Here is a 22,541-nt window from a genome sequence, read left to right on the forward strand (position 1 = left end):
TGAAATACAGAACCCCCGATGCGGTACATAGGGGGTTCTGAGTAGAGAAATGCTAGTTGAAAATGTGTAAACCTATTTCAGGACTAGACACTTGCTTACTGCTTGTAGCCCTTGAGGAAGCGGGCGAGGCGGCCGATGGCATCCTCCAGCTCCTCTTCGCGGGGCAGGAACACCAGCCGGAAGTGATCCGGTGCCGGCCAGTTGAAGCCGGTGCCCTGCACCAGCAGCAGCTTCTCTTGCTGCAGCAGGTCGAACACCATCTTCTGATCGTCGCGGATGTCATACACCTTGGGGTCGAGGCGCGGGAACATGTAGAGCGCTCCCTTGGGTTTGACGCAGGAAACCCCGGGGATCTCGTTCAAGAGCTCCCACGCCTTGTCCCGCTGCTTGCGCAGGCGGCCGCCCGGCAGGATCAGCTCGTTGATGCTCTGGTAGCCGCCAAGCGCAGTCTGGATGGCGTGCTGCATCGGCACGTTGGCGCACAGTCGCATGGAGGCCAGCATCTCCAGCCCTTCAATGTAACCGCGGGCACGGCCTTTTGGACCGGTGATGACCATCCAGCCCTGACGGAAGCCGCAGGCACGGTAGGCCTTGGAGAGGCCGTTGAAGGTCACCACCATCACATCGTCACACAGGGTGCAGACGCTGGTGTGGGAGATATCGTCGTAGAGGATCTTGTCGTAGATCTCGTCGGCGAAGATGATGAGGTTGTGCTGGCGGGCAATCTCGATCACTTCCAGCAGGAACTCGCTGCCGTAGACGGCACCGGTCGGGTTGTTGGGGTTGATCAGTACCAGGCCGCGGGTGCGCGGGGTAATGCGGGCGCGGATATCGTCGAGATCCGGGTACCAGTCAGCCCCTTCGTCGCAGCGATAGTGCACCGCATGGCCACCGGAGAGAGTGACGGCGGCGGTCCAGAGCGGGTAGTCGGGGGAGGGCACCAGCATCTCGTCGCCATTGTTGAGCAGCGCCTGCATCGCCATCACGATCAGCTCGCTGGCGCCATTGCCAATGTAGATGTCGTCGATATCGACCTTGCGCATCCCTTTTTGCTGGTAGTACTGCATCACCGCTTTACGGGCAGAGAAGAGCCCCTTGGAGTCGCAGTAGCCCTGGCTCAGCGGCATGTTGAGGATGACATCCTTGATGATCTCTTCCGGCGCATCAAAGCCGAACGGGGCCGGGTTGCCGATGTTGAGCTTGAGAATGCGGTGGCCTTCGTCTTCGAGACGGCGAGCCTCTTTATGCACCGGGCCGCGGATGTCATAGCAGACATCGTCGAGCTTGTGCGACTTGTCGATTGTGAACATGGTGACAGTGATTCCTTCCCCACAGGGACGCGTTGGCGAAAAAGGCGATTTTTAGTATCAAATTTCTTTTCCCCTATTCTTCACAGAATTGAATGCTAGAACAATCCTCTTTTTAGAAGAATTCCCTGATTTTTAGCCCTAAAACAGGGTTGCTAGAACGTTAAATTCAGCACGATCTTTGGTGCTAACCAAGGTTAACTAGTGAAACATGGGGAACGAATTAACAAAGCTGCCTGACTGTGTTGCAATATCCGGATCCTGTGGCACGATTGGCTTGTGTAAAAAATCGTCTTCGTCCCCCTTTTCGATGAGTTGACTGGCACTCATGGTGTCATCTTTATGTGGTTCGCTCATCGGTGTTCACTTCTGCGAGGTTTTCCCATGCAAGCACCCGTTCCAGGCCGCTATCGCCACTTCAAGGGGGGTTACTATCAAGTGCTTGCCTTGGCTCTGCATACCGAAACCCAGGAGCAGCTGGTCATTTATCAATCCGAGCAGGATGGTCAGGTCTATGCCCGACCCGTCGCCATGTTTATGGAGTGGATTGAGCATCAGGGGCAGGTTGTCAGCCGTTTTGCCCCGGCAGGAGACTGACCACGCCTCCGTTTTTATCGTTCAAGGGATGAGCACTCGAGCTAAACGGTGTCACAAGTTGTCGCATGACGCCCTTGGGTATGAGATGTGCAGCCGGCTGTCTTAATGATAAATCCCTTATCTAATCAACAAATTGTGACGAATATCACATTCAATGAGCTCTGCCTGCCGGGTTCGCAATCTGGACTCACACTCCCATAATGCTGCGCTTGTTCAAGCATGGGCCCTTCTCGGGTCTTGTTCGGTGTTATCTCAAATGGGAGAAATAATGTGAAACCTGTTGCTGCTGAGTTTATGGGCACTTTCTGGCTGGTATTGGGCGGGTGCGGCAGTGCCGTGCTTGCTGCAGCCTTCCCTCACGTCGGGATTGGTCTGCTGGGGGTCTCGCTGGCTTTCGGTCTGACCGTGCTGACCATGGCGTTTGCCATCGGCCATATCTCCGGTTGCCACCTCAATCCGGCCGTGACCGTCGGTCTGTGGGCGGGTGGCCGTTTTCCTGCATCTGGTGTACTGCCTTATATCGTGGCGCAAGTGCTGGGTGGCATTGCCGCTGCTGCCGTGCTTTACGTGATTGCCAGCGGTCAGGCCGGGTTTGATCTCTCTGCCGGTTTTGCTTCCAACGGCTACGGTGAGCACTCTCCGGGTGGTTATAGCCTGACTGCTGCACTGGTGTGTGAAGTGGTGATGACCGGTTTCTTCCTGTTCGTCATCATGGGCGCCACCGATAGCCGTGCGCCTGCCGGTTTCGCGCCGATCGCCATCGGTCTGTGCCTGACCCTGATCCACCTCGTCAGCATTCCGGTGACCAATACCTCGGTCAACCCGGCCCGCAGTACCGGTGTTGCGCTGTTTGTCGGTGACTGGGCTATCAGCCAGCTGTGGCTGTTCTGGGTTGCCCCGATTGTCGGTGCCATTCTGGGTGCGCTGGCTTATCGCCTGGTGGCGACTGAGCAGAAGTAATCATTTGCGAAACAAAGTGTGGTATCGACACGCCTGCGGGCGTGTTTTTTGTTTCTGGAGGGGCGAGAAAAGAGCATTAACCGAGGATAACCTCAGAGCCCTTTGACCTGCAGCATCTCTTTGTAGCGCAGGTGGAGGAGCTGGACGCGCTCCACATAGGCACGGGTTTCCGCATAGGGCGGGATACCGCCATGTTTTTGTACGGCGCCCGCGCCGGCGTTGTAGGCCGCGGTCGCCAGCGCCACGTTGCCGTCATACTGCTTGAGCAGTCCCGCCAGGTATTTCACCCCGCCGAAGATATTCTGCTCCGCCAGCAAGGCATTGCCGACCCCCAACTCCCGCGCTGTGGCGGGCATCAGCTGGGTCAGCCCCATCGCCCCCTTACGGGAGACCGCCAGCGGATTGAAAGCGGATTCCGCATGGATCAGCGCCCGGATCAGCGCCGGCTCAACCTGATAGGTTTTGGCGGCCGCCTTGATGGTGCTGGCATAGTCATAGAGAAACAGCCCTGTGGTCTGCCAGTTGACGCTGGATTTGGGGTCGCAGGCGAAGCAGTCGTTGAACAGCAGCAGCTCGTAATGGCCCTCTTCGGGTGCCATATCGGAGTAGCGAACCACCCCGTTTTGTTGCACCGATTTATAGACCTGGATCTGCTTCTTGCCGTTGGTGGCGACTGCCGCTGTTTGAGCGGTGTCGGGTTGTGAGGCGGGAGTGGCATCTTTGCTCGGACGCAAGGGGGAGGGAGCTGCGGTCAGGAAGATCACCTCCGCGGGGGGGGGAGTCTGGCTCCATCCGCTCAGGGGGATCAACAACATATGGCCTGCCAGCATCCATGCTTTCAACCCTAATACTCCTTCTTGTGATGACCATGTTGAGTAAAGCATCATGACGAGGGCAGAACAAGCGGCCAACAGGGGGCAAATGATCCGATTCGGTGACCGGGATCAAAGTATCCGCCGCAATAAAGGATTGTCATCATAAAGCACGGTTTTGGCAGTCGGGCGGTGGGTCATGGCCTCTTCCACCGGGTAAGCAAGCTGCCCACGACGTCCGCTTTTTTGTTGACGAAAGGCATGCTATCGTGCTGGCGTCATGTGGTCGGATTAGCGCACCGTATCTGGCACTAATAACTGATTATCAAAGGATTTGTCTGTGACAAGCAAGCTGGCGATGGAACTCACTTTCGAAGAGTACTGCGACGCCGACCTCTCCCTTATCAGGGACTATTACGAGACGACGTTTTCCCACTATGTGCCGGATCTGGCCGAGCGGATCTTTGTCGTGCGTGATGCTCACTGGCTGGTGGGGGCGGTTCGGTTGCGGGACGAGGAGGAGTTTTACCATCTGTGCGGCTTTCGCCTGTTGCCCCACTACCAGTCGCTGGGATTGGGGTCACGTCTGTTGCAGCACGCCTGCCACGGTCTGTTGGACAAACCTGTGGTCTGTCAGGCGCTGCCCTTTGAGAAGCCTTTCTATCTCAAGGCCGGGTTTGCCGATATGCCCCTCAATCAATTGAGCGGGTCGCTTTTCTCCCTCTACGAGCGGCAGCAGCAGCAGGGTTATCAGGTGGAGCTGCTGGTACGGGATACCACCCAGCCCCTCCTGAATTGAGCGGTTTAGCGGGATTTGGTCAGCAGGTGGATCTTGCCCGGTGACAGCTCCAGCCCCAGCAGATTCTCCTTCAGCCACGCCTGATCCGGATCCTTGTCGTTGAGTTTGTAGACCGGCTTGGTCTCGAGTCGCTTCTCCATGCTCTGCAGCAGCATGTTGAGCATCAGCCCGAACTTCTTCTCGGCCGCCTCCGGCTCCAGCTTGTACTCCACCAGCTTCATGTTATCGAGAAACAGCGCGCTCTGGCTCTTGTCATAGCGGGGTCTCGCCTCATAGGTCATCTGCAGGCGGGCGTCATATTCGGTATTGTCTGGCAGGGCGATTTTGAGCTTGCCCTTGCCATAGACCCGGGCGGTATCGGGGCGTTGGCGACCGATCTGGACATCGCTCTGCTCAAGCGTCACATGGGCCTTGATGATGCCCGGCAGCTCCAGCTGTTTGTCGACTTGCACCTGAGATTGCAGGTACTGGTTTATCTGTTGCTCATTGATGTCATATGAGCCTTGGCCTAGCATGGCCAGGCTGAGCAGCATAGATTGCAGGATCATGCGTGCGACCTGATAGAATGGATTTGCCTTACAGCATACCATCCCGGCCGGTTGGGGTCTGCCCACCGCGCTGTTTGTCGATTAGAAGGAGTCCCCGTTGTTTAACGGTCTGGAACACGATCTTCAACTGCTGTTTTCCCGTTTTCTGGGTTGGCTGCTACTGCTTTTTCATACCGTGATTGTCACCGGTGTGTCGTTTCGGGTGGTGATGAAACGCCGTCCCATCGGGGTGTCGCTGGCCTGGCTGGCGCTGATTTATGCCATTCCGTTTGCCGGGGTGGGCTTCTATGTGCTGTTTGGTGAAATAAAGCTGGGGCGCCGCCGTGCCGAGCGCGCCCAGGCCATGTATCGCCCTTATGCCATCTGGATCCGCCAACTGGCCCGTCTGTTCCCGCAACACTGCTGCGAAGTGGGCGCCAAGGCACAGCCGCTGCACGATCTCATCCAGGGACGGCTCGCCATGCCGATGCTCTCCGGCAACCGCATGACCTTGCTCAACAAGCCGGACTGGATCTTGCGCGAGATTGCCCAGGATATCCGTCGTTCGACGCTCTCCTGCTATCTGGAGTTCTATATCTGGCATCCGGGCGGCGATGCCGACGAGGTGTGCGAGGCGCTGATTGAAGTGGCGCAACGCGGCGTGGATTGTCGCTTGCTGCTCGATTCGGTGGGCAGCAAGCAGTTCTTCCGCTCCCACTGGCCCAAAAAGCTGCGCAAGGCGGGGGTCAAGCTGGTGGAGGTGCTGCCGGTCGGCGCCTGGCGCATTCTGTTCCAGCGTCAGGATCTGCGGATGCACCGCAAGCTGGTGGTGATCGATGACAGGGTGGGGTACACCGGCTCCATGAACATGGTGGATCCCCGTTTCTTCAAACAGGATGCCGGGGTCGGCCAGTGGGTCGACATCATGATCCGGGTGCAGGGGCCCATGGTGCCGCTGATGTGGTCGATCTTTGTCTGGGACTGGGAGATGGAGACCGGCGAGCGGCTGCTCGACAGTCTGCAGCATGAGCCGGAGGCCTGGCCCCAGACCAACTACCGCGCCCAGCTGATCCCGTCCGGCCCCTTCGTCGGCGGCGACTGCATCCAGCAGAGCCTGCTGCTGGCCATCTATCAGGCGCGCAGCCATCTTGTGCTGACGACCCCTTACTTTGTACCCGACGATCCGCTGGCGGCGGCACTCAGTTCGGCAGCGGCGCGCGGGGTGCAGGTGCAGCTGGTGTTGCCGGCACGCAACGACTCCATCATGGCCAATTACGCCTGCAACGCCTTTATGGAGGAGCTGCTGGCGGCCGGGGTGGAGATCTACCGCTACGATGCCGGTCTGCTCCATACCAAGAGCGTGCTGGTGGATGATGACTTCGCGCTGGTGGGGACGGTCAATCTGGATCGGCGCAGCCTCTGGCTCAACTTCGAGGTGACCCTGTTGGTGGACAACCCCTCGTTCGTGGCTCAGATGACCCGGCTGGTACAGGGCTATATGGCGGAAGCCACCCCGATGACCCTGGCCCAATGGCAGGCCCGCCCTTGGTACAAGAAGGCGATGGAGAACATCTTCTATCTCTTCAGCCCCTTGCTGTGATGTTGTGGCGAGCCGCAAGAAAGTGGACTCGCCATCTGATTGGACTTGCCTAGCCCCGAGTCCGCCCCGTAGAGTGCAGTGACAACTCCCTGGAGACACATGGATATATGAAAAAGATAGTGGCCCTCGCCGTGGGTGCGGCACTGGTAGGTGGTGGTCTGGCTGCGTGCTGGTACACGGGCAACAGCTTCGACAACATCATGGCGGAGCAGATCGCCAAGGTGGAGAAAGAGAGTGGGCTCGACATGCAATGGCAGCCGGGCAGCAGCAACCTTTTCACCCGTGACGGGATCCTGAAGGTCGTGGTGACGCCGGAGGAGCTGGCTGCCATCGACAGCGAGCTGGAGGGTAGTCAGCCCATCGAGCTGCAACTGGTGGTCAAGAGCCAGATCCTGCCGCTCTACATCAAGAGCCACTTCCTGCTCGATACCCATAATGGCACTCTGGCGCCGGTCTTTACCGCACTGGGCATGGAGCAGTGGGAACTCGGTCTGGAGTCGGTCACCAGTCTCTGGACCCAGGGTAACAGCAGCCGTTTCTGGGCCAATGAATTCAAGATCAAACAGGGGCTGGACGAGTTCAGCTTCCTGCCCCTGAGCGGTGAGTTCCACGGCAATCTGGAGGGGAATGGTCACCTCACCATGACCTGGCAGGGGATGACGGTCCATGAAGAGCAGAGCAAGATGGACTTGGTGCTGGCCGATCTGAAAGGGAGTGCCGACATTGCCGAGATCAGCGGTGTGCTCCTCTCGCCCCAGAGCGAGATGACCCTCTCGGCCCTCACGGTGCAACTGCCTGACAGCGTCAAGGTCGCCCTGCAGGGGATGACCACCGAGACTCAGCTGACCGGTGATGATGCCCAGACCCTCTCCAGCAGCTATCAGATGAAAATTGCCAAGCTGGATCTGGAGAACGAGACCGACACCCTGGCGGTGACCGACAGCAAGTTGGCGCTCAACCTCAACGGTCTGGATCTGGAAGGGTATCAGGGGCTGCAGGCCGCCGGTGGCAAGGGGGTTGAAGATGCCGCCATCCAGCAGGCGCTGGACAAGATGCTCAAACGTGGCGCGACCCTTGAACTGGCCGATCTCAGCGCCAAGCTCAACGGTGAGGCGGTGACCATGAAGGGGGACGTGAAGCTGGCCTCCACCTCGCTGGAGCAGCTGTTCAACAGCGACGCGGGGATGCAGGCCCTCTCCGGCGTGCTGCATGCCAGCCTCAGCGACAAGCTGGGCAAGGCGGTGCCGCAACTGGCCCCCATGCTCGATCAGCTGACCCTGATGGGTTATCTGAAGGCCGACAAGCAAGCGCTGACCTCCGAGCTGAAGCTGGAGAAGGGCGCGGTGACGGTAAACGATCTGCCGCTCTGACACTCGGCGCAGAAACAACAACGGCTCCCGCGGGAGCCGTTGTTGTTTCTGGCGTTTGCATACGGGCCGTGTGGGCGAATTACTTGAAGACCACCGTCTTGTTGCCGTAGACGAACACTCGCTCGTTCAGTACCAGCTCCAGCGCGCGGCTCAGTACCGATTTCTCCACATCCCGACCCGCCTTGGCCATGTCGTCCGCACTGAAGGCATGACCGACGTGGATCACGTCCTGTTCGACGATGGGGCCTTCATCCAGATCGTCGGTCACGAAGTGGGCGGTGGCGCCGATCAGCTTGACGCCGCGATCAAACGCCTGCCGGTAGGGGCGGGCACCGATGAAGGCGGGCAGGAAGGAGTGGTGGATGTTGAGGATCTTGCGCGGGTAGGCCTCGACGAAGCTCGGGGTCAGCACCCGCATGTACTTGGCCAGGATCACATAGTCAGGCTCATAGCTGTCGATGATGGCGCGTACCTGCTCTTCATGCTCTGTCCGGCTCAGACCCTCGTGACTGACGGTGTGGAACGGGATATCGAACTTGCCGGTGAGCTCGGCCAGGGTGTCGTAGTTGCCGATCACCGCGACGATATCCATATCCAGCGCGCCCGCATAGTTCTTCATCAGAATATCGCCGAGGCAGTGGGTCTCCTTGGTGACCAGAATGACGATGCGCTTCTTGCCCGCCTTGACCAGACGGCGCTGGGCACCGGTGGGCAGGGCATCATCGAGGTCGGCCAGCAGAGTCTCGTCGTTGAAGCGTCCCTCCAGCTCGGTACGCATAAAGAAGCGGCCATTCTCGTGATCCACAAACTCATCGTTCTTGATGATGTTGAGCTGGTGCTTATAGCAGATGTTGGTGATCTTGGCGATGAGCCCTTTGGCATCCGGGCAATCCGTGAGCAGTATTTTCTTTTCCATCTCTGTCATTTTCCGTTTGTGGTGTTGGCGCTGCTGTCTGCGCCGGCAGCGTTGTTCAGGCTCTCTTTTCGGGCCCTGTTTTTTGGTTTCGGGAACTATGCCATAAACCGATCCGCGCCATAAAGAAATTCGCCAGTCATAGCCTCTCGCGCTGGCGAGCAGGCCGCAGAGCGGGATCCCGGGCGCAATGTTGAAACGCTTTTCAGCCTGCGGGGGATTTTGGCTGGTATCTGCAACCGTTTTTCTTTAGGCTGTCTGCGCTTATTCTCAGGGCGGGGTGCAATTCCCCACCGGCGGTATCCCGATTGACTCGGGGAGCCCGCGAGCGCCCGACTTGGCTGATTGCCAGGTCGGGGTCAGCAGATCCGGTGAGATGCCGGAGCCGACGGTCATAGTCCGGATGAAAGAGGATAAGACAGACCTTGCCGCGTTGGCCCTTGTGGGCTGGCCGCTGCATGCCCATCTCTGTCTGCCTTTCCATGCCCTGATTCTGGTCCTTGTCTTGTTTAGGAGTTTTACCATGAATCAGTCTCTACTCAGTGAATTCGGTGATCCCGTTGCCCGTGTCGAAGCGGCTCTGTTTGCCTTGCGTGCCGGAGGCGGCGTGCTGGTGGCCGACGATGAAGATCGGGAGAACGAGGGCGACCTCATTTTCGCCGCCGAATCCATGACCAATGAACAGATGGCGATGATGATCCGCGAGTGCTCCGGTATCGTCTGCCTCTGCCTGCCCGACGAGCGGGTTCGCCAGCTCGAACTGCCGATGATGGTGGAGGCCAACTCCAGCCACTACCAGACCGCCTTTACCGTGACCATCGAAGCGGCGCAGGGGGTCACGACCGGTGTCTCGGCGGCTGATCGCATCACCACTATCCGTGCAGCCATCGCAGACGGCGCCAAACCGGGTGATCTGCATCGCCCGGGTCATGTTTTCCCGTTGCGTGCGCGAACCGGTGGGGTGCTTACCCGCCGTGGTCATACCGAAGCGACGGTCGATCTGATGCTGCTGGCTGGTCTCAAACCGTTTGGTGTGTTGTGTGAATTGACCAAAGAAGATGGCTCGATGGCGCGTCTGCCAGACCTTGTTGCGTTCGGTCGCAAGCACCAGATGCCGGTGCTGACCATCGAGGATCTGGTGCAATATCGTCAATTGTCGTCAGAACGTACAGCCTGAGCCTCATACGAAATTGTAATAAGGCAAAAATTTGGTTAACCTTTGTCCGTGCCCCCACCACACGGCACTCATTTTTTAGACGAATCTGGACAAAAACTGTCCATTCAAAAAAAAATGAGGGTTTTAATGCATTTATCTGTGGTGGGGACTATGCAAAGTAGGATTTTTTTGTGCCATAATCACGCCGCTTGCTAAACGTCTGGCGAGTTCAAGGGAGCTTTAAAAATGAAAAAATTGTTGTTGGTAGGTGTTGTTGGTCTGTCCGCTCTGCTGGGCGGTTGTGCAAACACCAGCGAACTGGAAACTTCCGTTCAGAATCTGTCTAACAAAGTTGACCAACTGGCTCAAGATGTTAGCGCAGTTCGTGCTGATCAGTCCAAAATCGCTGCTGATGTTGCCGAAGCCAAGCAAGAAGCTATGCGTGCTAACCAGCGCATCGACAACATGGCTACTTCCTACAAGAAGTAATCCATGCGAAAAAAATGGCGCAGTTTTGCGCCATTTTTTTTTGCCTGAAATTCACCGTATCTCCACTATTCCCACAGCACCTTATTCCCACAATATCTTCTTCGTACTTGACCCATGAGGTCATGCCGGTCTCCCGGCACTCCCCCATCATTACCAGCCAGTTCGATTCCGCTCAGTAGAGCAGACTATAGAGTTTGCGACGGTAGCTCTGCGCCGCCGGTGTGCTGCCCATGGTCGCCAGAATATCGAGATAGGTCTTTCTGGCATCGCCGAATGCCAAATCCCGCTTGAGGATCTCCAGCAGCAGTCCCAACGCCTCTTCCTGACGACCAGCCTGGTTGTATTGCACCGCCAGCTCCTGAGCCAGGGCAAAATCATCAGGCTGTTCAGCATGGCGGGCTTCCAGCGCGCGCAGCTCCGGGCTGTCTGCCGCTTGCAGGGCCAGCGCCAGTCGTGAGCTCAGGGTATGGAAGTGGCCATCCTGCGCCGCCATCGGGATGGTGCCGAGGCGCTCCTGCGCTTCATCCAGCAGGTTGAGGTCGAGCGCAGCTTGAATGAGCCACAGGCTGATGTCGTGACGTTCAGGAGCCAGCTGGTGTGCCTTGGTCAGATGGGCATAGGCGATGCTGGGCTGCTCGTCAGCCAGTGCTTGTTGCCCCTTGGCCAGCAACTCTTCCTCTTCTTTGGGGGCGAAGGCGGCGAAATACTGGCGCAGGGTGGCTTCATCCTGCGGCCCTTCGATGATCCCCTGTTCGTCAGGGCGACCCTGATGGAACAGCACCAGCGCCGGCAGGGCGCGCAGGCCGAGCTGACTGGCCAGCGGCTGCAACTGGGGATCGTTCATATCCACCTTGGCCAGGGTGACCTGCTCATTGGCGGGCCCAACCAGTGATTCGATCAGCGGTGTCATCCCCTGACACTCCGGCATCTGCGGAGCATGGAAATAGATGACGACCGGCTTCTTCATGGACGCATCGATAAGTTCAGCGTGAAAATTCTGGGGAGTAATGTCGACGATCATGAGTTGGACTCTTCAGAAATGGTGTTGAGTAACATGGGGTTAAGCGAGTGGCAATTCAAGCGCTCATCCAGCCGGTAAAAGGTCACAGGGGCTGCCGCCGCTGCGAGGCTGAGCCAGCCGCTGGCAAAGGGCCAATCCTGTACCTGATAAGGGGTGTCATCGAGCCGGTTGTCGAGTCGCCATCCTTCCTTCGGGAGAAATCGCACCTTCTCCAGCCCCGCCGCTATGCCGCCACCGTGGGCTTTCAGTACCGCCTCCTTGCGTGACCAGAGCCGGTAGAAGGCGCTCTCCTGCTCTTGAGCAGGCTGTGCGCAGAGCCACTCATATTCACTCTGTGCATAAAAGCGGCGGGCCAGGGGGAGGGGATGCCGCCGCCGTTTGCCCAGTTCTATATCCACTCCAAGCGGCCCCTGCGGGCAGAGCGCCAGCACCAGCCAGCTGCCACTGTGGCTCAGATTGAACTGCCAAGCATCATCATGCAGTCGGGGCTTGCCGTGGGGGCCGTTGCAAAATTGCAGACTGGCGGCGGGTTGTTGCAGCCGCTCGGCCAATAGCTGGCGCAGCAGGGCGCGGCTCACCAGATATTCCTGACGCCGTTCAGGATGGGTCATGGCTTGCCAGATATGCTGCTCATCGGTTGACAGCCATTCAGGCAATTGAGCAAGCAGCTCCTGGCATACCCTGGCCGGTTTTAACAAAAAAAGATCGGTTTTGATCATGATTTTTCACTTTAAAAAGGTGCTGAAGCAGGGATAAAAGCCAGTTATCTATGAGGCCCAAGGCTCTTTTTGCGATTGTATATTGTTTGGGCATGCTCACATTAATTATGAAAAATCGTGCATTTCCTTGCAAAAATGTGAGCTTGATAGGGATTTTCACTTGCCTCGATAGAATTCTTGGATATAGTCGGGTGCTGTTGCCTTATAAATTGCCCTTTGGGGCCGTATTTTAACAAGATTTACTATTTAGCGGGGATAAAGGATTGCGCCACCTGATGCTACTGCTGGTCGCGCTCGGAATGGTGGGTTGTGCCTCGGCACCCCAACCCGAGGTCGCGAGCAAGATCGAAGTTTCCATGGTTGAACCTGTCATCGAACCGGAAGCTTCCCAGACACCCGATGTGAATGAAATCCTGACTGTATATAAAGAGTGGCGTGGTGTTCCGTACCGGATGGGTGGCAGCAGCCAGCGTGGTATTGACTGTTCCGCCTTTGCCCGTGAAGTGTTCCGCAATGCCGTCGGTATCGAATTACCCCGCGATACCCGTTCCCAAGTCCATGAAGGGACGCGCGTTTCCAAGCAGGATCTGGTCGAGGGTGATCTGGTCTTCTTCAAAATCAATCGTCGTCTCAACCACGTTGGTATCTATGTCGGCAATGGCGAATTCATCCACGCTTCGACCCGCGCCGGTGTGACGCGCTCCAAACTGGATAGCCAATACTGGCGCAACAAGTTCTGGCAAGCTCGCCGGATCGATATCTGAGTCAGGCTGGACAAACGGCTCGCAGTACGGACTGTTTTTCCAACCTCACTTGAACCGGGCTCGATAGCCCGGTTTTTTATTGCCCTCGTTTAGACTTTCCCGAGTCAAATCACTATAGTGTGGGCCCGTTTTCTTCGGCAGGCTCAGCATGAAACCCCGCATCCCATCAGCCGGTGGCCCCAAGTCGGGCGACCGTAAATCCGGACTTCACTCCCGTAATCGCCATCAGGCGGGTTACGACTTTGAGGCGCTTTGCCTGCGAACTCCCGAATTGGCCGCTCATGTCTTTATCAATGACTACGGCACCCGCACCATCGATTTTGCCAATCCCGATGCAGTGAAGACCCTCAATCGCGCCCTGCTGGCCCATCACTACGGGATTGCCCACTGGGACTTGCCTGCCGGTTACCTCTGCCCGCCTATCCCGGGACGGGTGGACTACCTGCACTGGGCGGCCGACCTGTTGGCCGAGAGCGCAGGCCAGCTCCCTACCGGCAAGGGGGTGAGGGTGCTGGATATCGGGGTGGGGGCAAACTGCATCTATCCGCTGCTGGGTGCCCGCGAATATGGCTGGCGTTTTGTCGGATCGGATATCGATCCGGTCTCGGTCAAGGCGGCCACCCTGCTGGCCAGGAGCAACGGACTCGGCAACCAGATTGAGTGTCGTCTGCAGGGCAATCCCAACCATGTGTTTCGCGGCATCATAGGGCCAAAGGAGCGCTTCGCTCTGACGCTGTGCAATCCGCCGTTCCATGCGTCGCTGAAGGAGGCGAGCAAGGGGACGGAGCGCAAGCTGCGCAATCTGGGCAAGGAGGTGACAGGCGCCCCTGTGCTTAATTTTGGCGGCCAGAAGGCCGAGCTCTGGTGCGAAGGGGGCGAGGCGGCGTTTCTGGCCAACATGATTGCTCAGAGCAAGGAGTTTGCCACTCAGTGTCTCTGGTTCAGCTCGCTGGTGTCGAAAAAAGAGAATCTGCCGGGGGCGAAAAAGGCGTTGAGCCGGGTGGGGGCGCGTCAGGTTCGGGTGATCGACATGGCACAGGGCAACAAGGTGAGCCGGATCCTCGCCTGGTCCTTTCTGGATGAAGTGGGATTGCGTAGCGGCTGGTCGAGCGCGCGCTGACTCCCCACCACAAGGCCCGATGAGGGCCTTTTTTCATGATGAGCCCCGCGAATTTCCCCTGCTGGCGGCATCTTTGGCAATCGATTTCCTCATTGGCAGATCGTGCTGGTTTAGATGATGTAAGTAGTTACTTCCGCCTTGGTACAGGTGTACGCCGAGATTTTTTTGCACTTACAGCTGAAACTTTAATAAAATAGGACTGGTTAGACCTCTTTACAGGCATTGAATCAAATAGGGATCGGTAGATGAAAGTTGTCGATTTTCTGAAGCGCAAGCGCGAAATTCTGGCGCAGCACCCCTTTGAGCTCAAGGATTGGCTCTCTCCGGCGATCCGCGACTACTGGCGTGAGTTTCAGCAAAAGGCACATCTTCACCCTTTGCTGGGGCGTGTGCTGGACTTGCAAGCCGAGTCCCAGAACGAGCAGCAACAGGATGCAGCAACCGTGGCACAAGTAGCCAACGGTCAGCCTGCCGTGGCTCAGGAACCCGCTGTTGAGCTGGGGGCCGAGGCGGCCGAGCTCTATGCCGCCCTGCAGGCCCGCATTGGTGAAGAGACCCATGTCGGCGAGTGGCTGCACGTCAGCCAGCAGATGATCGATCAGTTTGCTGCCGTGACCGGGGATCACCAGTGGATCCACACCGATCCGGAGCGTGCGGCCGCCGAGTCGCCTTTCAAGACCACCATCGCCCACGGCTTCCTGACCCTGGCGCTGCTGCCGCAGTTGACCGGCTCGGTCGATGAGGCCACCCCCGAGTTCCCGACCGCCCGCATGGTGGTGAACTTCGGGCTGGATCAGGTACGCTTCCCGTATCCCATCAAGGTGGACAGCAACATCCGCGCCCGCACCAAGCTGGCCCGGGTCACCCCCATCAAGGGTGGGCTGGAGCTGCTCAAAGAGATCAAGGTGGAGATCGAAGGGATCCGCCGCCCGGGTTGCGTCATCGAGTCGGTGACCCGCATCTACTTCTGAGCCCCCTCATCGGCATGAATGGTGAAACGGGCCCGCTGTCGTGTGCAACGAACAGCGGGCCCGTTTTTTTGCCTGTTTGTTGAAAGGGTTGAGGCGTCAGCCATCGCGCGCCGACCCTAGCTTGATATGACTCACAAAACGGTGCGCCGTGCAGTTAGCCAGCTCTCATTTTGGCGAGTTGGCCGCGTGAGGCGATAGCATGTTATGCCACTATTGGCTTCTTACTCCCGATCCTGGAGACAATAGTGCCCATCAATAACAAGATTATTCTGCCACTGCTGCTGAGCCTCGCCATCCTGTTGATCCCGACCCACTGGATCCCGCTGGAGGGGATCACCGTCATCGAGCAGCGGGTCGTGGCCATTTTCGTGTTGGCCGCCCTCTGCTGGATCCTGGAGCCCATCCCTATCTTTGCTACCTCGGTGCTGATCATCGTGCTGGAGCTGCTGCTGCTCTCCGACAAGGGGCTCTGGTTCATGACTGCCGACAAGGCAGAGCCGGGCTTTGGTGAGCTGCTCAAGTCCACCGAGGTGATGGCGACCTTTGCCTCGCCGGTTATCATGCTGTTTCTCGGCGGTTTTTTCCTCGCCATTGCGGCGACCAAATACCAACTGGACGTCAATCTGGCGCGGGTGTTGCTGCGCCCGTTTGGTCAGGATCCCCGGATCGTCATGCTGGGGCTGATGTTGATCACCGCCACCTTCTCCATGTTTATGAGCAATACCGCCACCACCGCCATGATGCTGGCCATCCTTACCCCTGTGCTGGCGGCGTTTCCCGACAAGGACCCGGCCAAAATCGGCTTTGTGCTGGCCATTCCGCTGGCGGCCAACCTCGGGGGGATCGGCACTCCCATCGGCACTCCGCCCAACGCAGTGGCCCTCAAATACCTGACCGGCGAGCATGCCATCTCGTTCGGTCAGTGGATGGGATTTGCGGTGCCCTTTGTGGTATTGCTGTTGCTGCTTGGCTGGTTTCTGCTGGGGAGCTTCTTCCCGAGCACTCTAAAGCGGATGGATCTCAAGATTGAGGGGCGCTTTATGCAGACCCCTCGCGCCTGGGTGGTCTACCTCACCTTTATCACCACCATAGTGCTCTGGCTACTGGGGGATCTGCATGGCATGAGCTCCTACGTGGTCGCCATGATCCCGGTAGCGGTGTTCCTGACCACCGGCATCATCACCAAGGACGATCTGCACAAGATCTCCCTCGACGTGCTCTGGCTGGTATCGGGCGGTATCGCGCTGGGGCTGGCGCTGGAGGACTCCGGGTTGGCCGAGCGGCTCATCACCCATATTCCGTTCCACGAATACTCCACGCTGGCGGTGCTGGTCGGCGCCTGTCTGCTGGCAGTGGTGATGGCCAACTTTATGTCCAATACAGCAACCGCCAATCTGCTGCTGCCACTGGTGGCGGCACTGGCGGTCAGCATGCCGGAGCTGGCCGAGTGGGGTGGCAGTCACACCCTGATCCTGGCGGTCACCATTTCGGTTTCGCTCGGGATGTCGTTGCCCATCAGTACCCCCCCCAATGCGCTGGCCCACGCCACCGGTCTGGTGGAGAGCCACCAGATGGTGCGCATCGGCGTCATCATGGGATTGGTCGGCACACTGCTGGCGATGGTATGGATCTACCAGATTGCCGCTTGGGGGCTGATCTAGCGAGCCTGTCAGCCTGAAGCAAAGAGGAGCCGATTTGGCTCCTCTTTGCGTGTTGGGGTGGGGGGCTAGAAACTGGCGCCAAGGCTGAGCAGGTGTCTTAGTTCGCTTTCCCGGGGTTCCGGGCTGCCTGTGTCAACAAGGATGTCAGCATCTTCCCAATCCAGCTCACTCGACCAGGAGAGGCGCAGATGGTCGTTGAAGTAGTAGCGCAATCCTATGCTGCCTTTCAGATCCTGATTACGGGTGAAATAGGGGGAGGCTTGTGCCAGATATTTCAGATAGCGCCCCTGGCTGAACAGCTCCATTTTCTCCTGCCAGAGGGAGAAAGGTTGGCGATAATCCCAGTTAAAACCGGCGAAGGGGTAGTCAATGACCCGTTCACCCAGAAAAATCTTGGGAACCTCGCTATCTTCACGGAAGTAGAGTCGGCTTAATCCCCCTTGGGCCATCAGCTCCAGTCGGCGGCGTTTGTCGTTCCAGAAGCGGTAGCCAGGCCCCGAGCCATAGTCCATGTAGAGATAGCGATCTTTATCCAGCATGTCATATTCGGCATCGAGTGAGGTGCGCAAGAACCACTGCTGGTTGAAGAAGTAGTCCAGCGTAGGGTTGAGCTGATAATCATGGCTGTCGGTGACGTTGTCAGCGGTCTCATAGGTATATTCACCGGAGAAGCTGTAACGCCAGTCCAGATTGGCCAGCTCGCTTTTCCACTTGAGGTTGACGTTGTTGGTCTGCTTGTCATTCTGTTTGAGTTTGACATTGAGATCGCCGCTGCCGGTCCAGAGCCAGGCGTTGCGTTCATCCTGGTCATCCTCGAACAGCTTGAGCCCACCCTTTGCCGTTGCCTTGGGTTTGTCCTCTTTATCGATGCGCCAGCGTTTGATGGCCTCCCGCTGGACGGTGACTGCGCCGCTGTAGGGCAGGGCGATGCGCACCGACTGTTCGGTCACCTCCTCGATGTTGCCGGTCAGACGGTCGCCATTGCTCATCCAGAGGATGTCCTTGGCCCACAAGGAGTGACAGGCCAACAGGAGTAGGAGGGGCAGGAATTTCATGAGGTAAGGTGACTCCGGTGCGACTCGGGCGCTGCTGACTTAACCACTGACAAGCTGGCTGCTGATGGGGCGGGGCAGGCCATTTTTGCTCTCCAGCGCCGCCGTCACCTCATCCTGCATCACATCAGGTGCGCTGATAAAGCTCTCTATGGCCGGTGATAGCATCAGCGGGGCGCCATTTTCAAGCTCCTCTTCGGTGCGGGAGAGCGGGGAGTGTACCTCCAGCCAGCGGCGACCATCCGGTTCGATGGCTACCTTGACCGGTTGATTGATGACCCGTACCGACGTGCCGATCGGCACAATCTTGAACAGGGCTTCGATATCGTCAGGTCGCAGCCGGATGCAGCCTGCACTTACCCGCAGGCCAACGCCAAAATCCTTGTTGGTGCCGTGGATCAGGTAGTCGCGCTTGCCATAGCCAAGGCGCATGGCGAACTTGCCGAGGGGATTCTCCGGGCCGGGGGGCACCACGGCGGGCAGGGTGATCCCTTTTTGCTCCAGCCAGGATTTGCGCACCATGGGGCCGGGCACCCAGGTCGGGTTGGGATTCTTCTCGATGACGGTGGTGGTCATCTCCGGAGTCTCGCGGCCGATATCACCAATCCCGATGGGCAGCACGATGACCTCGTTTTTCCCTTTGGGGAAGTAGTAGAGGCGCAGTTCGGGCAGATTGATGACGATCCCCTCGCGAGGCACATCAGGCAGCAGCATCTGGGTGGGCAGCGTCAAGCGGGTGCCCGGCTTGGGTAAATAGGGGTCTACACCCGGATTTGCTTCAAGCAGCGCCAAAAATCCAATTTGTGTATTTTTGCCAACCAGCTCCAGATGCTCATTCTGCTGGATGATGTAATCCTCCAGCTCACCGATGAGGCGACTCCCGGCAGGTGGCAGCGGGTAGCGTTTGGCCTCTGCCGGCGCGGCGCAAAGCAGGATGGCTGCCAGCAGCATGGAAAGGGCAGGCGTTATGGAGAGGGGCATGAGTTTTGGCAATCGCATAAGGAGATCCATCAGTTCAATCGGGGCGGAACATCATCAACACAGCCGCCAGAATGGCGCGATTGTTCCTCAATCAGCCCATGATTACCAGCTTGCCGCGCACCTGTAATGATGTGGGGATACATAGGAAACCGGCCAAAATCGGCATCACCCATAAATTTGAGCGCCAAGCAGGAAAAAGAGGCGCCTCATGGCAATGGGGGAATATCACGACGTGGATAATGGCCAGGTGTGCGAGCGGGTTAATGTCGGGTGGATGCAGGGTGGCCTAGCAACGCGAACAGCACGCGCCGCATTGTGAGCCTGCTCTCAGATATCTGATTCAGCCATTTGATATCTAAGAAATTTTTATTGCATCCTCGGCCCAGCTTGGGTAAAAATCTCTCTCCACGGAGAGATGCCGGAGTGGCCGAACGGGATTGACTCGAAATCAATTGTGGCAGCAATGCCACCCAGGGTTCGAATCCCTGTCTCTCCGCCACATACCAAGCCCAACCTGTTTAGCAGGTTGGGCTTTTTCTTTTGGTGATGTGCTGAGGAATTATCTGGCTGACTGTGTATCTGTGGTCATCGAGCCGGATTAATGCTGTTGGATGCTCGCCGTGCCTGCCAGGAGTGCAGGCGCTGCTGCGCCCCGATGATGAAGACAAAAAAGACCGGTACGAAGAAGATGGCCAGCAGGGTGCCGCTGATCATGCCGCCAAACACGCCGGTGCCGATGGCGTGCTGGGTCTCCGCGCTGGCGCCACTGGCGAGCATCAAGGGCACCACCCCGAGGGTGAAGGCCAGCGAGGTCATCAGAATGGGGCGCAGGCGCAGGCGGGCAGCAGTAACAGCCGCATCAAGCAGCGAGCGTCCTTCACTGTGCAACTGGCGCGCAAACTCCACGATGAGGATGGCGTTCTTGGCCGACAGACCGATGATGGTGATCATGCCCACCTTGAAGAAGACGTCATTGGGCATGCCGCGCAGCATCACGGCCGCGACAGCACCGAGCAGGCCCAGCGGCACCACCAGCATCACCGAGAGCGGGATCGACCAGCTCTCGTAGAGTGCCGCCAGCACCAGGAAGACCACCAGCGCCGACAACAGCATCAGCAGGGGGGCCTGCTCGGCCGACTGGCGCTCTTGCAACGACTGTCCCGTCCAGGCCAATGCGAAGCCTGGCGGCAATTGCGCCACCACACGCTCCATCTCCGCCATCGCCGCTCCGCTGGAGATGCCGGGCGCTGCCCCCCCGGCAATACGCACGGCAGGGAAGCCATCGAAGCGCATCATCTGTTGCGGCGATTCGCGCCATTCCGGTGTCACTACCTCCCGCAGGGGGACCATGCCGCCGCTGGCATTGCGCACCCGCAGGCCGAGCACATCATCGAGCTGCATGCGCGCCGACGCGTCGGCCTGCAGAATGACCTGCTGCATATGCCCGCCGTTGGGGAAGTCGTTGACGTAGAGCGACCCCATTGCGGCCGACAGGGTACTGCTCACGCTGGCGAACGAGAGTCCCATGGCTTCGGCCTTCTGTCGGTTGATCTCGAGGTGAATGCTCTCGCCGGGAGGCAGATTGTCGGGATACACATCACTGACTACCTGGCTTTTGGCGGCCAGTTCCAGCAGTTGGGCCTGGGCGGCCAGCAGCGCGGCATCTCCCCGGTTGGCCCTGTCTTGCAGGAACAGGGTGAAGCCGGAGGCGGTGCCCAGCTCGTCGATGGCGGGTGGCAGCAGGCTCATTACCGTGCCTTCAGGAATGTTTGCCATGGCTGCTTGTGCCAGATCTGCCTCTTCGGCTGCCGTGGCGCCATGACGCTGATCCCAATCTTTGAGCATGGTGAAGGCCATGGCCGCATTGGGGCCTGCGCCGGAGAAGCTGAAGCCCTGCACCACCAGGTTGGTGTCCAGCGCCTCGCGAGAGGCGACGTGAGCCTCGAAGGCCTTGACCACCTCAAGAGTACGCTCGCTGGTGGCGCCGGTCGGCAGCTGGATGGAGGTCATGAAGTAGCCCTGATCCTCGTCCGGCAGGAAAGAGGAGGGCTGCTGGGCGGCGGCGATGGCCAGCACGGCGCAGAGGGCGGCAAAGGTTGCCATCATCCGTCCGCTGCGCCCGACCAGCCGGGTTACCCGCGCACCGTAGCCTGCAGTGAACCGCTCGAAACCCCGGTTGAAGGCACCGAAGAAGCCGCGCTTCTCATGATGATCCGGACTGACCGGACGCAGCAGGGTGGCGCAGAGCGCAGGCGTCAGGGTCAGGGCGAGGAAGGCCGAAATCAGGATCGACACCGCCATCGACAGGGTGAACTGCTGGTAGATGACCCCCACTGAGCCGCTGCCAAACGCCATGGGGAGGAACACCGCCGTGAGCACCAGGGTGATGCCGATCACCGCCCCGGTGATCTCCTTCATGGCTTGCGACGTCGCCTCCCGGGGCGACAGCCCCCGGGTGGCCATCAGGCGCTCGACGTTCTCCACCACCACGATGGCGTCGTCGACGATGATGCCGATGGCCAGCACCATGCCGAACATGGTGAGGGAGTTGATCGAAAAACCGGCCAGCAGCATCACCGCGAAGGTGCCAAGCAGAGCGATGGGGGCGACGATGGCCGGGATCAGGGTGTAGCGCAGGTTCTGCAGGAAGAGAAACATCACCATAAACACCAGCACCATGGCTTCCAGCAGGGTGTGGATCACCTTTTCGATGGAGACCTTGACGAAGGGGGCCGAGTCAAACGGGATCGAATAGGCCATGCCCGCCGGCAGGGTGGGAGCGAGCTGGGCGAGACGGGTGCGCACCGCATCGGCGGTACGCACGGCGTTGGCGCCGGGGGAGAGCTGGATGGCGGCGCTGGTGGCGGCTACCCCGTTCTCGCGGTTGGAAAAGGCGTAGGATTGCGCCCCCAGCTCGACCCGGGCGACATCACCCAGCACCAGCTTGGCGCCATCACCACCGGCTCGCAGCACGATGGCGGCGAATGCCTCGGGGGTCGTCAGCTGCCCCTGAACCGTGAGGGGAACCGTCAGGCGCTGCCCCGGCAGGGAGGGTTCGTCACCGAGGCGCCCCGGGGCAATCTGGATATTCTGCTGCTCGATGGCCTGCGCCACCTCGCCGATGGTCAGCCCGTAGGCGGCGAGTTTGGCCGGATCTACCCAGATGCGCATGGCCTGCTCGGCGCCGAACAGCTGCACTCGTCCTACCCCGTCGATGCGGCGCAGCTCCTGCACAATATTGCGTGCCATGTAGTCGTTGAGGGCAACTTCATCGAAGCGGCCATCCGGTGAGGTCATGCCGACCATCATCAGAAAGCCGGATGAGGCGGACTCCACCTGCAGGCCGGTTTGCCGCACCGCTTGTGGCAAGCGAGGCTCGACCGCCTTGATGCGGTTTTGCACGTCCATCTGGGCCAGCTCCGGATCGGTGCCCGGCTTGAAGGTGGCAGTGATCTGCGCGCTGCCCGAGGCGTCCACCGACGACTCGAAGTAGAGCAGGTTCTTCACTCCCGACAGCTCGCGCTCAATAAGGTTCACCACCGCATCGTTCAGGGTCTGCGGTGTGGCGCCCGGATAGGTGGCATAGAGGGTCACCGACACCGGCGCCACCGAGGGATAGCGGGAGATGGGGAGCTCGGGGATGGCGATGACCCCTGCCAGCACGATGAACAGGGCGATCACCCAGGCAAACACCGGGCGATGGATAAAAAACTGCGGCATGG

At 58.9% G+C, this 22,541-nt stretch carries 20 protein-coding genes, 1 tRNA gene and 1 riboswitch; of the genes, 12 read left to right on the forward strand and 9 right to left on the reverse strand.

All coding sequences use genetic code 11. The annotated features are described in order from the left end of the window. Positions 1-95: 95 nt before the first annotated feature. A complete protein-coding gene (locus ACW5XC_RS02895; RefSeq protein ID WP_005334367.1) occupies positions 96-1,310 on the reverse strand; it encodes a pyridoxal phosphate-dependent aminotransferase in 1,215 nt (404 codons plus the stop codon). 381 nt (positions 1,311-1,691) lie between these two features. Between ACW5XC_RS02895 and ACW5XC_RS02900 the strand changes: the two genes are divergently transcribed. Then, a complete protein-coding gene (locus ACW5XC_RS02900; RefSeq protein ID WP_005334366.1) occupies positions 1,692-1,904 on the forward strand; it encodes a DUF1653 domain-containing protein in 213 nt (70 codons plus the stop codon). Between the two features lie 270 nt (positions 1,905-2,174). Beyond that, the gene (aqpZ, locus tag ACW5XC_RS02905; RefSeq protein ID WP_005361747.1) at positions 2,175-2,864 is read left to right on the forward strand and encodes an aquaporin Z; all 690 of its coding nucleotides are present in this window, start codon (positions 2,175-2,177) and stop codon (positions 2,862-2,864) included. Positions 2,865-2,956: 92 nt separating this feature from the next. Here the strand turns inward: aqpZ and ACW5XC_RS02910 are convergent, their stop codons facing one another. Further along, a complete protein-coding gene (locus ACW5XC_RS02910; protein ID WP_408649420.1) occupies positions 2,957-3,706 on the reverse strand; it encodes a lytic transglycosylase domain-containing protein in 750 nt (249 codons plus the stop codon). Positions 3,707-4,034: 328 nt separating this feature from the next. On the opposite strand from ACW5XC_RS02910, the gene ACW5XC_RS02915 reads away from it, so the two are divergent. Beyond that, positions 4,035-4,475, forward strand: a complete 441-nt coding sequence (locus ACW5XC_RS02915; protein ID WP_041980377.1) for a GNAT family N-acetyltransferase — start codon at positions 4,035-4,037, stop codon at positions 4,473-4,475. Positions 4,476-4,480: 5 nt separating this feature from the next. Here the strand turns inward: ACW5XC_RS02915 and ACW5XC_RS02920 are convergent, their stop codons facing one another. Further along, positions 4,481-5,023, reverse strand: coding sequence for a DUF1439 domain-containing protein (locus ACW5XC_RS02920; RefSeq protein WP_042055457.1), 543 nt, complete (start codon positions 5,021-5,023; stop codon positions 4,481-4,483). A 97-nt stretch (positions 5,024-5,120) separates the two neighbouring features. Between ACW5XC_RS02920 and cls the strand changes: the two genes are divergently transcribed. Together cls and ACW5XC_RS02930 are read left to right on the forward strand one after the other, a co-directional pair. Beyond that, positions 5,121-6,602 carry a cardiolipin synthase gene (cls, locus tag ACW5XC_RS02925; RefSeq protein ID WP_005361740.1) on the forward strand — a complete coding sequence of 494 codons (1,482 nt, stop codon included), beginning with the start codon at positions 5,121-5,123 and terminating at the stop codon, positions 6,600-6,602. 107 nt (positions 6,603-6,709) lie between these two features. Continuing rightward, positions 6,710-7,972 (forward strand): DUF945 family protein, encoded by a 1,263-nt coding sequence (locus ACW5XC_RS02930; RefSeq protein WP_042055459.1) that lies wholly within the window; start codon positions 6,710-6,712, stop codon positions 7,970-7,972. A 79-nt stretch (positions 7,973-8,051) separates the two neighbouring features. Here ACW5XC_RS02930 and purU read toward each other — a convergent pair whose 3' ends face one another. Next, a complete protein-coding gene (gene purU / locus ACW5XC_RS02935) occupies positions 8,052-8,888 on the reverse strand; it encodes a formyltetrahydrofolate deformylase (RefSeq protein ID WP_005344188.1) in 837 nt (278 codons plus the stop codon). A 259-nt stretch (positions 8,889-9,147) separates the two neighbouring features. Beyond that, positions 9,148-9,304: riboswitch (FMN riboswitch) on the forward strand. A 104-nt stretch (positions 9,305-9,408) separates the two neighbouring features. Here purU and ribB point away from each other — a divergent pair. Beyond that, positions 9,409-10,062, forward strand: a complete 654-nt coding sequence (ribB, locus tag ACW5XC_RS02940; RefSeq protein WP_042055519.1) for a 3,4-dihydroxy-2-butanone-4-phosphate synthase — start codon at positions 9,409-9,411, stop codon at positions 10,060-10,062. Between the two features lie 225 nt (positions 10,063-10,287). Beyond that, entirely contained in the window at positions 10,288-10,530 is a 243-nt protein-coding gene (locus tag ACW5XC_RS02945; RefSeq protein WP_005334342.1) for an Lpp/OprI family alanine-zipper lipoprotein, read from the forward strand. 172 nt (positions 10,531-10,702) lie between these two features. On the opposite strand, the gene ACW5XC_RS02950 is transcribed toward ACW5XC_RS02945, so the two are convergent. Further along, a complete protein-coding gene (locus ACW5XC_RS02950) occupies positions 10,703-11,551 on the reverse strand; it encodes a tetratricopeptide repeat protein (RefSeq protein ID WP_005353298.1) in 849 nt (282 codons plus the stop codon). After that, on the reverse strand, positions 11,548-12,270 hold the full coding sequence (locus ACW5XC_RS02955; RefSeq protein WP_042055461.1) for a 4'-phosphopantetheinyl transferase family protein: 723 nt from the start codon (positions 12,268-12,270) through the stop codon (positions 11,548-11,550). Before ACW5XC_RS02955 ends, ACW5XC_RS02950 begins: the two co-directional genes overlap by 4 nt. A 275-nt stretch (positions 12,271-12,545) precedes the next feature. Here ACW5XC_RS02955 and ACW5XC_RS02960 point away from each other — a divergent pair, with 275 nt between their 5' ends. From ACW5XC_RS02960 to ACW5XC_RS02975, 4 genes are all read left to right on the forward strand, one after another. Then, positions 12,546-13,034, forward strand: coding sequence for a C40 family peptidase (locus ACW5XC_RS02960; RefSeq protein ID WP_005334331.1), 489 nt, complete (start codon positions 12,546-12,548; stop codon positions 13,032-13,034). Between the two features lie 148 nt (positions 13,035-13,182). After that, positions 13,183-14,154, forward strand: coding sequence for a 23S rRNA (adenine(1618)-N(6))-methyltransferase RlmF (gene rlmF / locus ACW5XC_RS02965; protein WP_042055463.1), 972 nt, complete (start codon positions 13,183-13,185; stop codon positions 14,152-14,154). Positions 14,155-14,399: 245 nt separating this feature from the next. Continuing rightward, a complete protein-coding gene (locus ACW5XC_RS02970; RefSeq protein WP_042055466.1) occupies positions 14,400-15,125 on the forward strand; it encodes a MaoC family dehydratase in 726 nt (241 codons plus the stop codon). A gap of 245 nt (positions 15,126-15,370) precedes the next feature. Beyond that, on the forward strand, positions 15,371-16,786 hold the full coding sequence (locus tag ACW5XC_RS02975; protein ID WP_042055470.1) for an SLC13 family permease: 1,416 nt from the start codon (positions 15,371-15,373) through the stop codon (positions 16,784-16,786). 65 nt (positions 16,787-16,851) lie between these two features. Here the strand turns inward: ACW5XC_RS02975 and ACW5XC_RS02980 are convergent, their stop codons facing one another. Both ACW5XC_RS02980 and ACW5XC_RS02985 read right to left on the reverse strand, forming a co-directional pair. Then, entirely contained in the window at positions 16,852-17,841 is a 990-nt protein-coding gene (locus tag ACW5XC_RS02980; protein WP_042055473.1) for a DUF481 domain-containing protein, read from the reverse strand. 39 nt (positions 17,842-17,880) lie between these two features. Continuing rightward, complete coding sequence (locus ACW5XC_RS02985; protein ID WP_042055474.1) at positions 17,881-18,837, reverse strand: L,D-transpeptidase family protein; 957 nt, start codon at positions 18,835-18,837, stop codon at positions 17,881-17,883. Between the two features lie 391 nt (positions 18,838-19,228). On the opposite strand from ACW5XC_RS02985, the gene ACW5XC_RS02990 reads away from it, so the two are divergent. Next, positions 19,229-19,318: transfer RNA gene (locus ACW5XC_RS02990), tRNA-Ser, on the forward strand. 86 nt (positions 19,319-19,404) lie between these two features. On the opposite strand, the gene ACW5XC_RS02995 is transcribed toward ACW5XC_RS02990, so the two are convergent. Next, complete coding sequence (locus tag ACW5XC_RS02995) at positions 19,405-22,539, reverse strand: multidrug efflux RND transporter permease subunit (RefSeq protein ID WP_042055476.1); 3,135 nt, start codon at positions 22,537-22,539, stop codon at positions 19,405-19,407. Positions 22,540-22,541: the final 2 nt, after the last annotated feature.

The organism is Aeromonas sp. 25-AL00135, assembly GCF_054052385.1.